The organism is Ralstonia mojiangensis (assembly GCF_023955645.1).
Lineage (GTDB): Bacteria > Pseudomonadota > Gammaproteobacteria > Burkholderiales > Burkholderiaceae > Ralstonia > Ralstonia mojiangensis.
In genome coordinates this window covers 416,375-428,407 of sequence record NZ_JAMXHU010000005.1, presented here as the reverse complement: position 1 = coordinate 428,407, position 12,033 = coordinate 416,375, and the positions used below count along the sequence as shown (strand labels likewise).

General features: G+C 64.5%; 12 protein-coding genes. 9 read left to right on the top strand and 3 right to left on the bottom strand.

Annotation, left to right across the window (positions count from 1 at the left end):
- The first annotated feature begins 30 nt into the window (after positions 1-30).
- Positions 31-585, top strand: a complete 555-nt coding sequence (locus NG898_RS22370) for an NADPH-dependent FMN reductase (RefSeq protein ID WP_252694483.1) — start codon at positions 31-33, stop codon at positions 583-585.
- A 418-nt stretch (positions 586-1,003) separates the two neighbouring features.
- On the opposite strand, the gene NG898_RS22365 is transcribed toward NG898_RS22370, so the two are convergent.
- A complete protein-coding gene (locus NG898_RS22365) occupies positions 1,004-1,579 on the bottom strand; it encodes a hypothetical protein (RefSeq protein ID WP_252694482.1) in 576 nt (191 codons plus the stop codon).
- A 396-nt stretch (positions 1,580-1,975) separates the two neighbouring features.
- Here NG898_RS22365 and NG898_RS22360 point away from each other — a divergent pair, with 396 nt between their 5' ends.
- Entirely contained in the window at positions 1,976-2,683 is a 708-nt protein-coding gene (locus tag NG898_RS22360; RefSeq protein ID WP_252694481.1) for a GNAT family N-acetyltransferase, read from the top strand.
- A 21-nt stretch (positions 2,684-2,704) separates the two neighbouring features.
- Here NG898_RS22360 and NG898_RS22355 read toward each other — a convergent pair whose 3' ends face one another.
- Together NG898_RS22355 and NG898_RS22350 are read right to left on the bottom strand one after the other, a co-directional pair.
- Positions 2,705-4,318, bottom strand: coding sequence for a COG3904 family protein (locus NG898_RS22355; protein WP_252694480.1), 1,614 nt, complete (start codon positions 4,316-4,318; stop codon positions 2,705-2,707).
- A 157-nt stretch (positions 4,319-4,475) separates the two neighbouring features.
- The gene (locus NG898_RS22350) at positions 4,476-4,988 is read right to left on the bottom strand and encodes a FlxA-like family protein (RefSeq protein WP_313903627.1); all 513 of its coding nucleotides are present in this window, start codon (positions 4,986-4,988) and stop codon (positions 4,476-4,478) included.
- A gap of 260 nt (positions 4,989-5,248) precedes the next feature.
- Between NG898_RS22350 and NG898_RS22345 the strand changes: the two genes are divergently transcribed.
- From NG898_RS22345 to NG898_RS22315, 7 genes are all read left to right on the top strand, one after another.
- Positions 5,249-6,070, top strand: coding sequence for an ABC transporter ATP-binding protein (locus NG898_RS22345; protein WP_252694478.1), 822 nt, complete (start codon positions 5,249-5,251; stop codon positions 6,068-6,070).
- A complete protein-coding gene (locus tag NG898_RS22340; RefSeq protein WP_252694477.1) occupies positions 6,054-6,884 on the top strand; it encodes an ABC transporter permease in 831 nt (276 codons plus the stop codon). The genes NG898_RS22345 and NG898_RS22340 overlap by 17 nt, the downstream gene beginning before the upstream one ends.
- Positions 6,885-6,909: 25 nt before the next feature.
- Positions 6,910-7,914 carry an ABC transporter substrate-binding protein gene (locus NG898_RS22335; RefSeq protein ID WP_252694476.1) on the top strand — a complete coding sequence of 335 codons (1,005 nt, stop codon included), beginning with the start codon at positions 6,910-6,912 and terminating at the stop codon, positions 7,912-7,914.
- Positions 7,915-7,934: 20 nt separating this feature from the next.
- A complete protein-coding gene (locus tag NG898_RS22330; RefSeq protein WP_282562328.1) occupies positions 7,935-8,726 on the top strand; it encodes an IclR family transcriptional regulator in 792 nt (263 codons plus the stop codon).
- Between the two features lie 71 nt (positions 8,727-8,797).
- The gene (locus tag NG898_RS22325; RefSeq protein ID WP_252694474.1) at positions 8,798-9,985 is read left to right on the top strand and encodes a CaiB/BaiF CoA transferase family protein; all 1,188 of its coding nucleotides are present in this window, start codon (positions 8,798-8,800) and stop codon (positions 9,983-9,985) included.
- 2 nt (positions 9,986-9,987) lie between these two features.
- On the top strand, positions 9,988-10,842 hold the full coding sequence (locus NG898_RS22320) for a citryl-CoA lyase (protein ID WP_252694473.1): 855 nt from the start codon (positions 9,988-9,990) through the stop codon (positions 10,840-10,842).
- Positions 10,839-11,735, top strand: coding sequence for an SMP-30/gluconolactonase/LRE family protein (locus NG898_RS22315; protein ID WP_252694472.1), 897 nt, complete (start codon positions 10,839-10,841; stop codon positions 11,733-11,735). Before NG898_RS22320 ends, NG898_RS22315 begins: the two co-directional genes overlap by 4 nt.
- The last annotated feature ends 298 nt before the right edge of the window (positions 11,736-12,033 follow it).

Genomic DNA, 12,033 nt, shown 5'->3' with positions numbered 1-12,033 from the left:
CCCGAACTGTTTTGCACGCAAGGAGTGTTCATGAGCAATCTGACTATCGGAGTGATCGTCGGCAGCCTGCGCAAGGCGTCGTTCAACCGCCAGTTGGCGCAGGCGCTGGCAGGCTTGCTGCCGTCGGACGCGACGGCCCAGTTCATCGAGATTGGCGAGCTGCCGCTCTATAACCAGGATCTGGATGCCAATCTGCCCGAGCCGGTACAGCGCTTCAAGACCGCGGTGGGGGCCGTGGATGCGCTGCTGTTCGTCACGCCGGAATACAACCGCGGCATACCGGGCGTGCTGAAGAATGCGATTGACTGGGGTTCGCGGCCGTACGGCCAAAGCGTGTGGGCCGGTAAACCGGCGGGCATTGCGGGCGCATCGCCGGGCGCCATCGGGACGGCGCTGTCGCAGGCGCAATTGCGCAATGTGCTCGCGGCGGTCGGCGTGAAGGTCTTGCCGTTACCGGAGGTGTTCTTCCACTTTGCGGGGGAGCCCTTTGATGCCCAGGGCGGGGTGGCAGATGCGCGGACGCGCCAGTTCTTGCAGGGGTTTGTCGACCAATTCGTTCAGTGGGCAGGTCAGAAACCAGCCTGACGGATCGATCAACCGGGGTATTCATGGCCGGGCGGGGAGGGGTCCCGCTCGGCCGTTTTGCCTTTTAGGGCAATTGAGGGCGTTAAGCCAGGAAGGCGGCGGCGCTGATGAGCCAGCCTGCTGCAACGCAGCTCGCAATCCAGGCGGCCATGACGGCGCCAATATCCAACCATTTCATCATTGTTCTCCTTACAACACTTGCATTGCTTGTCCAGGCAATCGATGTCTGAACAACTTTCACGAAGTGTAGGTGTTGCAATGCGGAAGAACAATACAAGTACGAGTGAACAGACTGTTCCAAGAGTAACAACAAATTTCAGAGCTTGCGTGGACAGGCCAGCGCTTGCGTGCCAGGGCCGGCACGCGTGTCACACGTGTTGTTGCGTCGCAACAATTTGCCCGTCGACGGCTCCAACGCCTACTTTGTGCGAAAGGTCGCAGCGACCAAATCGGCAAAACGTGCCTCTTCGGCAAACTCAGCGGGGCTGTTGTGCCCGGCGGTGCCGAATATGCGAAGCAGGTAGACCGCGCCGTTGCCGAAGAACGCATACCCGCGAACGACGACCGTTCGCGCCGTTGAAGTGCTCCATTCGCCTTCCCAGTAAATTACCCGGCGCCCGGCCAGCACCTGCTGCGTAGGTGCCTTGCCGCGCAACAGGCGGGCAGCCCAGGCTGGGCGATCGCCATGCACGCGCGATTCCATGTGGTTGAGCAGAATTGCCAGATCGCGCGAGCGCAGGCTTTCCAGGTAATCGGGCGTGCCTTTGTCGAAATCGGATTTGCGTACCGTCACCAGCGCGAAGCTCTCCGGCGCGACGGTCTGCTGCGCAAATACCAATCGAGATGGGCCAAAGGGCGAATTGATGGTCTCCGCAACAGAAGGAATGGGCGTATCGGTGTTCAGCCGCAATGGGCCCCACGTGCGTGGAAGGGCGAGACTCGCGCCGGCGTCAATGCGCTGCGTGATGGGGTAGGCGAACCTGGGCGCCGCCAAGGCCGGGCACCAAGGTGCCATGCCGGCCAAAACAAGCCATGCGGCCGCGCCTGCGTATCGGACGCCGCGGCTCCAGCGGCGGTACCACTCTGTAATGAACGGCGCCACTCGCGGGCTCCTGGCAGAAAAGATGGCGGACGATTCCGAGGGCGCGTGCATACCCCAGCACAGCAATGCCTATGCCCGCGCCTATTCGTGACGCCGTCTTCCCCCGTCGCCAACATATCGATTTGCACGGACCTGCGCTATCGGCGCGTAGCGGGGTATCGAACGGATTAATCCGGGGTTGGGGTGTTGGTGTGGCTCCATCGCAGTGCGTTTCCATGGCTCTTTTCATGGAGCCACGAAGTTCTGTAGGGTGAAGGCTCCTTGTTGTTCTCGACTCAGGTTTCACGCATGCCCACGCTCAACGCTTATCAGCAACCCATTGGTGCGCCGCTGTCCGGCTGGACGGCCCGGCCGCTGCCGCCGCACGCGCCGGTCGCCGGTCGCTACTGCCGGCTGGAGCCGCTTGACGCTGCGCGCCACGCCGACGCGCTGTTCGATACGTTCAGCCAGGCGCAGGACGACCGCGTCTGGACATACATGGTGGAAGGCCCGTTTGCCGATAGGGCGGCACACCGCGCCTATATCGAGCGCATTGCGGCGAAGCGCGATCCGCTGCAATACGCGGTGATCGACGCGCGCACGGATCGCCCGGTCGGCACGCTGGCGTTGATGCGCATCACGCCCGATCACGGCGTGGTGGAGGTTGGGGCGGTGACGTTCTCGCCGTTGCTGCAACGGACACCGGCATCGACCGAAGCGCAATTCCTGCTGATGAAGCACGTCTTTGAAGACCTCGGCTACCGGCGCTACGAGTGGAAGTGCGACAGCCTGAACGCGCCATCGCGGCAGACTGCGCAACGGCTGGGCTTCCAGTTCGAAGGCATCTTCCGCCAGGCGGTGGTCTACAAGGGCCGCAGCCGCGATACCGCGTGGTTCTCCATCATCGATGCGGATTGGCCGCAGGTGCGAGCCGCATTCGAGCAATGGCTGTCGCCCGACAACTTTGACGAAGAAGGGCGCCAGCGGGCGTCGCTGGCCGCGTTGCGGTCAGCCTGAAGTTCAGCCTGAAGCGTCTTGCTACGAATCGGGCGCGGATGTATCGGCATACATGCCGCGCAACGCCAGCGCGCGTTCGGTTTCCGGCAGGGCCAGGATCGAGCGGGAGAAGCCGATCAGCGCCTGGCAGCGTTCGGCGGGCGGCGCGGAGTGGCGTAGTGCGGGCACGGTCAGCACGCGCTGTTCATTGAGCGGAAGGGCGGCAACGGCCAATTGCAGCACCGGCAGGGTTTGTGCGCGTGTGACAACCGGTGCGTGGTCTGGGTCGGCTGCCTGCATCAGGTCTGAGAACAAGGCCTGCTCGCGGGTGACGAGGGTGCGCGGCAATCGTGCGGCTGCGGCGCTTGCCCCGGACGTGCCGTCCAGATAGGCCACGCAGGCTTCCGGGCTCATGCGCTGCAGTGCCTGGGCCTGTTCAAGCGTGAGTTGCGCGTTGGCAAAGAGCAGCGCGTTGGGTGCAGTCGGAATCAGCGCGCGGTACAGCTTGCCCGTCTGCTCGCGCAGCAGCGTCACCGCCCGCGCATCCGTAACGTTGCGCTGCAGTTCTGGCCACAGCGTGTCGATCAGGCGGCTGAAGTGCGCGGGGTACTTGCGTTCCAGCGTTGCATACAGCGGGGCGCTGCGCAGTTCCGCCGCCAAAGCTTCGCGGGTATTCAACTGCGTGGCCATGGTTGCGTATTCGCCACCGGGCGATGCGCGCGTGACGACGTGGCCCGTCAGCAGCTCTTGTGTGGTGGGAAACCACATCTGGTCGAACGGTGTGTCCTGCACGCGGCGCACGAAGGCATCGGGCAGGCCGGCGTCTGCATATGCACGCCAGAGTTCGCTGTCGGTGGCGCCGGGGGTCTGGTCGTGATCGGCGCCAACCGCGCGCGGGCGGTGGAAGCCGATGCGTGCAGCCGGTGCGGCGGCGCGGTCAGCGCCTGCGAGGAAGGCGATCGTGCAAGCTGATGCGCAGGTGCGCTCGACATATGTGCGCAGATGGTGGCGGCGGATGACATCTGCCACCAGCGTCCCTTCGCGTAGCCACCCGCCTTCGGAGCGCAGCACCACGGCTACGGCGTTTGGCGCCTTGCGCAGCGCGGCTTCCAGCGCATCGGCGGCGCCGTCGTTCATGCCGCCGTTGAAGAGGATGGCGCGCCCATCGCGTTGCGGCATCACCGTAAACGGCGACGCCGCTTGCTCACCCAGCGCGGTGCGCAGATGCGCGCCCAGGCGCGGCCCATCGTTGATCACGCGCGAGCTGGTGCCGACAGCGCCCAGCACGATCATCACCTTGGCGATCAGCGGCCACAGGTTTGACATGCCGGCAAGCCGATTACGCGCTTGCTCGCGGTCGGCGGAGCGCCAGGTGCCCACCACCGCCCAGATCCACAGGGTCAATCCCATCACGTAAATCACGAGCAGCGCCGCTGATGCCGCGCGCGCCGGTGCGTTATGTGCCAGCGCATGCGTGACACCGGCGCTGAGCGCCACCACGCCAAATTGCATCAGCGCGGTATGCAACCAATACGAGCGGGCGAGGCTGTAATCACCGCGCCAGTGGCGTGCAAAGAAATTGCGCGAAGGCGTGCGCGCCGGATGCGGGTCGGCGGGGGCGGTCGGGGGCAGGGCGTCGCTGGCGGCGGAGGTCATGCGTGTTCTCGATGCCGCACACAGGACGGCGGCGCGGCGATTGTCGCTGTCGGCACCGCACGCTGGCGTCCCCCCGAAGGGAGGGGGTGAGGAAGGAGGTGGTCAGGCATCGGCGGTGGGCGCCATCAAGGTAAGGCGGCCGCCGCGTTGCCGCCGGTCAGGCCCTGACCGAAACCAGCGGTGGCTTGGCCGGCGTGATGGCCTCAGCGCTGGCGGGATGGGCTGACTGCGCGGACTGTGCCTGCGTTGCTTGGCGGGTGTGCTGGCGGGCATCGCTCGCCGTGGACGAGCCGGTCACCTTGTCCGTCGTACGGGCCTTGGCCGCTGCGTCGGTATTGCCTGTGCCCGAAGCGTTTTTGGATGCGTTGTGCCGGTTTTCTAACCGGGTTTGCGCTTGCTCCAAACCGTTCTGCGCCTGAAGGCGAGCGATTTGCGCCTGCACGATCTGAATCTGCTGGCTGAGCAGCTGTGCCTGCTCGCGGGCCTGGTCCGGCGGCAGATTCTGCGCGGGCAGATCCTGCATCGACTTCTGCAGGTTCTTGAGCTGGCGCTGCAGGCGCTCGATGTCGCCGGCCGAACTGCTCCCGCTGCCCGATGCGCCGGCGGTCGCGGTAGATACGGAAGGGGAAGAAAGTTGCATGGCCGTCTCGCTGATCAGTACGCCCTTCATCGGATGGCGGGCGGAAAACTTTAGCGTTCGTACCAACAATTCTCCCAAATGTACGTTTCTTATCGTTCTGTCTATAAGAACATAATTTCTTCAGAAAGAACAAAATAAGGTGTTGCCTTGGCATGATGCCAAGAAATTTCGGACGGTGACCCGCTGTTTACGGGTTTACGCCCGTTAACTCCAATGTTGATGGTCTATAAAATAGAACTAAATTCCATCAAACAGAACGCATCGAATCAGGCGCGTTCAAGGAGACGCCCATGCTTTCTTCCCTTCCGGCCGCCAGTGGCCGACTCCACGCCGGGTTGCCGGCGGTGCAGCTCAATCAGGTTTCGGTGCGGTTCGGCAGCTTCACGGCGGTGCAAGGCGTTGACCTGTCGATTGGGGAAGGCGAATTCGTGGCTGTGGTGGGCCCGACGGGTTGCGGCAAGAGCACGTTGCTCAACGCCGTGACCGGGCTGCTCAAGCCGGCTGGAGGCACTGTCACCGTGTTTGGCGAACCGCTGACCGGCCTCAACGGCAATGCCGGTTTCATGATGCAGCAGGACTCGCTGCTGCCCTGGAAGACGGCGCTGGACAACGTCGCCCTGGGGTTGGTGTTCCAGGGCGTGCCGGTGGACGAGGCCCGCGAGCGCGCCCGTCCGTGGATGAAGAAGGTCGGCCTGGCCGGCTTCGAGGCGCGTTATCCGCATCAGCTCTCGGGCGGGCAGAAGAAGCGCATCAGCATGGCGCAGACGCTGATCCTCTCGCCCAAGATCGTGCTGATGGACGAACCGTTCTCGGCGCTGGACGTGCACACGCGCCATCTCATGCAGAGCGAGTTGCTGCGGCTCTGGCAGGAAGACCGCAAATCGCTGCTGTTCATCACGCACGACCTGGAAGAAGCCATCGCCCTGGCCGACCGCGTGGTCGTCATGTCCGCCGGGCCTGCCAGCCATCCGGTTGGCGATGTGGAAATCACGCTGCCGCGCCCGCGCAACGTGTCTGAAATCAACATGTCCGACGCGTTCATCCGCCTGTATCGCGAGATCTGGTCGATCCTCGGCACCGAGGTGGAGAAGAGCCATGCCGTCCAGCACTAATACGATGCCCGCCGTTGGCACGCCGCGCGCCGGTCTCGCGCACAAGACCAAGATCCGCCTGTTCCAACTGGCCGTGGTGGTGTTGATGTTCGGCTCGTGGGAGGGCCTGGGCCGCGCGGGCGTGGTGGACCCGTTCTATTTCTCGATGCCGTCGTCCATCGTCGCGCGCATCTGGGAATGGTTCACCGGCGGCGATATCTACACGCACCTCGCCATCACGCTGGCCGAGACGATTCTCTCGTTCGGCATCGGCACGCTGCTCGGCATCAGCCTGGGGTTGTGGCTTGGCTTGTCCAGGCTCGCGGCGGAGGTGCTCGACCCGTTCATCAAAGTCTTCAACGCGATCCCGCGCATCCTGCTCGCGCCCATCTTCGTGATGTGGTTCGGGCTGGGGCTGACCTCCAAGGTGGCACTGGGCGCAACGATGGTGCTGTTCATTACCTTCTTCAATACGTACCAGGGCGTGCGCGAGGTCAACCCCGTCATCCTGGCCAATGCGCGACTGCTCAAGGCCAGCCGCATCAGCCTGCTGCGCCACGTGTATGTACCGTCCGCCACGAGCTGGATTCTCTCCAGCCTGCGCGCCTCCGTCGGCATGGCCGTGATGGGCGCGATCGTGGCCGAGTACCTCGGTTCGTCAGCCGGCCTGGGCCACCTGATTGCGCAGGCCGAAGGCGTGTTCGATGCCACCGGCGTGTTCTCGGGGATCGTCGTGCTGTCCGCATTCGTGATTGCGCTGGACCGCAGCGTTGACGCGCTCGAAGGCAAGTTGCTCGTGTGGCGCCCGAAGGCCGATCCCGAAACCAATGCCTGACCCAATAACAATGATGGAGACAACCATGAAGCGATGGATTTCGGCCCTGTTGTGTGCGGGGGTCTGTTCGGCAGCCAACGCCGCCGAGCCAGAAAAGAAGGATGTGAGCCTGTCGGTCGGCTCGATGATCCTGAACTACATGCCGGTGCCGCTCACGCAGTCGCTGGGCAACTTCCAGAAGGAAGGGCTCAACGTGAAGGTGGAGAACTTCCAGGCTGGCGGCAGCAAGGCGCTGCAGGCCCTGATTGCCGGTTCGACCGATGCGGTGGTGGGCTTCTATGACCACACCATCCACATCCAGGCGCAGGGCAAGGACATTGTGTCGGTGGCGTTGCTCAACACCACGCCCGGCATTGTGCTGGCGGTGCGGCCCGACCTGGATATCAAGAGCGGCAAGGATCTGAAGGGCAAGAAGATCGGCATCACGGCGCCGGGTTCGTCCACCGACCTGTTTGCACGTTACTACGCCATCAAGAACGGTCTGCAGGTCAACGACGTGTCGTACATCGCCGTGGGGTCGGGCGCGCCGGGCATGGTGGCGCTTGATCGCAAGGAGATCGACGCGCTCGTCAATTTCGACCCCGTGGCGAGCCTGCTGGAGAAGCGCCGCGCCGCCAAGTTTCTGGTGGATACGCGCACCGATGCCGGCTCCAACGCCGTGTTTGGCGGCCGCTACCCGACGGCCACGCTGTACGTCACGCGCGACTTCATGACGAAAAATCCGGAGACGGTACAGCGCCTGGTGAACGCCTTCATCCGCACGCTCAAGTGGATCGATGCCAGCACGCCCGAGGCCATTGCCGACAAGATGCCCAAGGAGCAGCAGGTGGGCGGGCGCGACGTGTTTGTCGATGCGCTGCGCCACTCCAAGCCGATCTTTTCCAAGGACGGCCTGATGACGGATGCCGATGCCAAGGTGGCCCTGACGGTGCTCTCCAGCTACGACGAAAAGATCCGCAACGCCAAGATCGACCTGAGTAAAACGTACACTAACCGCTTCGTCGACCAAGCATTGAAGACGGTGAAGTGAACCGTCTCGCCCAACACGCCATGACCGCAGAGCGCCAAACCACACAGAACGAGACCGCCGCCGCCAATGAAGGCGATGCCGCCACGCCGGGGCAGTCGGGCGTGGCTGCGCTGGACCGCGCGTTCTCGATCCTGTTTGCGTTCCGCCCCGGCGATTACGCGCTGACGCTGGCCGAGCTGGCCGCGCGCACCGGGCTCTACAAGAGCACGATCCTGCGGCTTGCCGGCTCGCTCATCCAGCACCGCATGCTGTTTCGCCTGGAAGACGGCCGTTACCAGATCGGCGCCGCGCCGTTGATGCTCGGCGCGCTCTACCAGCGCAGCATGCGTCTGGGCGACGTGGTGCTGCCGCACATGCGCGCGCTGGCTGAAGCCACGGGCGAGGCGGTGTCGCTTTACATCCGCGAGCGCGATGTGCGTGTGTGCCTGCACCGCGTGGATTCGAACCATTCGATCCGCGATCACGTGCGCGAGGGCGATGTGCTGCCGTTGGAGCGCGGTTCGGGCGGGCGCGTGCTGTGCGCGTTTTCGGGCATGCAAGGCGCCACGTACGACGCGATCCGGCGCGATCACTACTACGTGTCGATCGGCGAGCGCGATCGGGAAACGGTGGGCCTGTCGGTGCCGGTGTTTGGCGTGCAGCAGGCGCTGCGGGGTGCGCTGTGCCTTGCCGGTCCGGCCTCGCGCATCGACGGGGCATTGCTGCAATCGTGGCGCGTGCCGGTGCTGGAGCACGCCGCGCAAATCACGTCCACGCTGGGTGGCGACCCCGCGCCGCTGCGTCTCGCCGCTCAGCTCATCCAGAAAACCTAGGCTCCGCCAAGACGCCCAACCTCCTGAGCGGGGCGAGGGGCGGAGCCGATTGTGTAGCAGGAGTTGTTTTCATGGCTTTGCCTCTCGCGGGTTTGCGCGTGCTCGACTTGTCGAACGTGCTGGCCGGGCCGTTCTGCGGCTATCAGCTGGGCTTGCTCGGCGCTGAAGTCATCAAGGTGGAAGTGCCCGGCAATGGCGATCTCGCGCGCCGTCTAGGCGCTGATCCGGAGCAGGCGCGCCGCAAGATGGGCGCCTCGTTCGTCGCCGTCAATGCGGGCAAGCAGTCCGTCACCGTCAACCTGAAGCACCCGGAAGGGCGGGCGATTCTGCTCAAACTGGTGGCGCAGGCCGATGCCCTGATCGAAAACTACCGCCCCGGCGTGATGGACCGCCTCGAACTAGGCTACGACGTGCTGCGCGAGGTCAACCCGCGTCTCGTCTATTGCGCCATCTCGGGCTTCGGCAAAGATGGCCCGCTCAGCAGCAGACCCGCTTACGACCAGATCATCCAGGGCATTTCCGGCGTGATGAGCGTCACGGGCGATGACGAATCCGCGCCGCTGCGCGTGGGTTACCCGATCAGCGACACGGTGGGCGGCATTACGGCGGCGCTGGCCGTCACCGCCTGCCTGCTCGGCGCGCAACGCACGGGGCAGGGCTGCATGGTGGATGTGTCGATGCTGGAATCGACGCTCGCCACCATGGGCTGGGTCGTCTCCAACTATTTGAATGCCGGTGTGACGCCGCACCCGATGGGCAACCAGAATTTCACGGCGGCACCCTCGGGCACGTTCCGCACGGGCGATGGGCTGATCAATATCGCTGCCAACGAAGACAAGCAATTTGCCGCGCTGTGCCGCGTGGTCGGTCATCCGGATCTTGCCACCGACGCCCGTTTTGCCGAGCGCCATGCACGCAAGGAACATCGCCAGCAGCTCAACGACGCGCTGGAAGCGGCGTTGGCCGCGCGCTCGGCTGCCGAATGGGAACCGCTGCTGATCGAAGCCGGCGTGCCGGCCGGGCTGGTGCTTGACGTGCCTGGCGTGCTGGCGCACGAGCAGGTGACAGGACGCAGCTTCGTCACCTCGTTCCCGGAAGCGGGGCAGCACGTGACGCGCGCGGGCTTCCGCCTCTCGGGCGAAGACCCGTGCCCGCAGACTCCCGCTCCGTCGCTCTCCGCTCATACCGATGACTGGCTCGCCAGGCTCGGCTACCGCCACGACCAAATCGCAGCCTTGCGCGCTGAAGGCGCCATCTGATCATGACGACCGCACCGACACAGGACGCCGCCGGCCTCGCTGCCGATTACTGGCGCACCGACATCATCGACATCGAACCGGGCCGCATCCATGTGCGCGGCTACCCGATCCAGGAGCTGATCGGCCAGATTGGTTTTGCCGAAATGATCTGGCTGATGCTGCGCGGCGAACTGCCGGCCAAGCGGCAGGCGGCCTTGCTGGAAGCGGCGCTGGTGGCGTCGGTCGATCACGGCCCGCATGCGCCATCCATTGCGATCGCGAAGATGGCGACGAGCTGTGGTCTGCCGCTCAACGGTGCGATGGCGTCTGCGTTGAACGCGCTGGACGACGTGCACGGCGGGGCGGGGCAGCAGGCCGTCGAGCTGTTCCACGATATCGAGGCGCGCATGTTTGACGGGGCCTCACTGGAGGCTGCAACGGCGGCCGGTGTGGATGCGTTCATTGCGGCGCATGGCAAATACCTGCCGGGCTTCGGGCATCGCTTCCACCCGGTCGACCCACGCGCGGGGCGCCTGCTTGCGCTCGTGGACGAGGCTGCGCAGGACGGCGTGGTCGGCGGGCGCTATGCCGCCATCGGCCGCGCCATTGAAGCGCTGCTCTCGGGCCGCAAGGGCAAGCCGATCCCGATGAATATCGACGGCGCCACGGCCGTCATCTATGCGGAACTGGGTTTTGCGGCGCCGCTGGCGCGCGGCGTGTTCTGTCTCTCACGGGCCGTCGGCATCCTGGCGCATGCCTGGGAGCAAAGCGGCCGCAGCGAGCGCAACAAGGGCCCAATGCCGCGCCAACTGCCGTATCGCTATACCGGCCACGCCACGCGGCATCTGACCCAACCTGAATCGGCCGCCGCGCCATGACGTATTTCAACTGGCCCATCATCGAAACCACCGTCTTTGCGGAGATGCCAAGCGCGTTACGTCGCCCGGTGCCGACCGAATGGTCCCGCGCGAACAAAGGCGGCGCGCCGGTCGATTGCTTTCTGGAAGGCCCATGCTGGGATGCGCACGGCAATCTGTGGCTGGTGGATATTCCGCATGGCCGCATCTTGCGCGTCTCAGCGCAGGGCGATTGGGATGTGGTGGCGGAATACGACGGCGAACCGAACGGCCTGGCGCTGCGCCACGACGGCACGCTGCTGATTGCGGACTATAAGAATGGGTTGCTGTCGCTGGACCCCGCGACGGGCGTGGTCACGCCGTTCCTGACTCGTCGCAACAGCGAGCGCTTCAAAGGCCCGAACGATCTGATCATCGCCCGCAACGGCGATGTGTATTTCACCGACCAAGGCCAGACCGGCCTGCATGACCCGACCGGCCGCGTGTATCGCCTGCGCACGGATGGCCGGCTCGATTGCCTGCTCGCCAACGGACCAAGCCCGAACGGTCTGGTGCTGACACCAGACGAATCCACGCTGTTCGTCGCCATGACGCGCGACAACGCCGTCTGGCGTTTGCCGCTGCTTGCTGACGGCAGCACGAGCAAGGTTGGCCGCTTCGCGCAGTTTTACGGCACCAGCGGCCCCGACGGCATGGCGATGGACGCAGCCGGCCACCTGTTCGTCGCGCATGCCTCGCTGGGCGCGGTGTTTGTCGTTTCGCCGCATGGTGAACCGCTGGCGCGCATCGCGTCGTGCCGGGGGCGCACCACCACCAACGTTGCACTCACGCCAGACGGGCAATCGCTCGTCATCACCGAATCTGCCACGGGCACCGTATTGCGCGCCCGCTGGACCCCGCCGCACCACGACTGACGATGTAGCGCAGCTCACGTTGTCCTACAGCTGTCCTACAAGAGCGGCGGCTGCCAGATCATCAGAATTCCCGCGTTTTTTCTTTCTGCAGACGACCATGCGGCACTTTTTGCGGCGCCGCACCAAAGGAAGTGCATGGTCCGTCCTTTCCCGCCCAGGCAAGTGGGTCTTCCTCTCCATTTTTGTATCTATTAGTAAGACGTGTCTGCTTTAGATAAACAAACTGGTAGGAGCTGTCCTACAAAATCGCCATTCGACTGTAGGAGCGATCCTACAAAACCGGCCGAAAGCCGGTCGG

Excerpts from the sequence above, each read along its gene's own strand:
- NG898_RS22370 (WP_252694483.1), top strand. The coding sequence starts at position 31 with ATGAGCAATCTGACTATCGGAGTGATCGTCGGCAGCCTGCGCAAGGCG.
- NG898_RS22360 (WP_252694481.1), top strand. The coding sequence starts at position 1,976 with ATGCCCACGCTCAACGCTTATCAGCAACCCATTGGTGCGCCGCTGTCC.
- NG898_RS22355 (WP_252694480.1), bottom strand. The coding sequence starts at position 4,318 with ATGACCTCCGCCGCCAGCGACGCCCTGCCCCCGACCGCCCCCGCCGAC.
- NG898_RS22350 (WP_313903627.1), bottom strand. The coding sequence starts at position 4,988 with ATGAAGGGCGTACTGATCAGCGAGACGGCCATGCAACTTTCTTCCCCT.
- NG898_RS22345 (WP_252694478.1), top strand. The coding sequence starts at position 5,249 with ATGCTTTCTTCCCTTCCGGCCGCCAGTGGCCGACTCCACGCCGGGTTG.
- NG898_RS22340 (WP_252694477.1), top strand. The coding sequence starts at position 6,054 with ATGCCGTCCAGCACTAATACGATGCCCGCCGTTGGCACGCCGCGCGCC.
- NG898_RS22335 (WP_252694476.1), top strand. The coding sequence starts at position 6,910 with ATGAAGCGATGGATTTCGGCCCTGTTGTGTGCGGGGGTCTGTTCGGCA.
- NG898_RS22330 (WP_282562328.1), top strand. The coding sequence starts at position 7,935 with ATGACCGCAGAGCGCCAAACCACACAGAACGAGACCGCCGCCGCCAAT.
- NG898_RS22325 (WP_252694474.1), top strand. The coding sequence starts at position 8,798 with ATGGCTTTGCCTCTCGCGGGTTTGCGCGTGCTCGACTTGTCGAACGTG.
- NG898_RS22320 (WP_252694473.1), top strand. The coding sequence starts at position 9,988 with ATGACGACCGCACCGACACAGGACGCCGCCGGCCTCGCTGCCGATTAC.
- NG898_RS22315 (WP_252694472.1), top strand. The coding sequence starts at position 10,839 with ATGACGTATTTCAACTGGCCCATCATCGAAACCACCGTCTTTGCGGAG.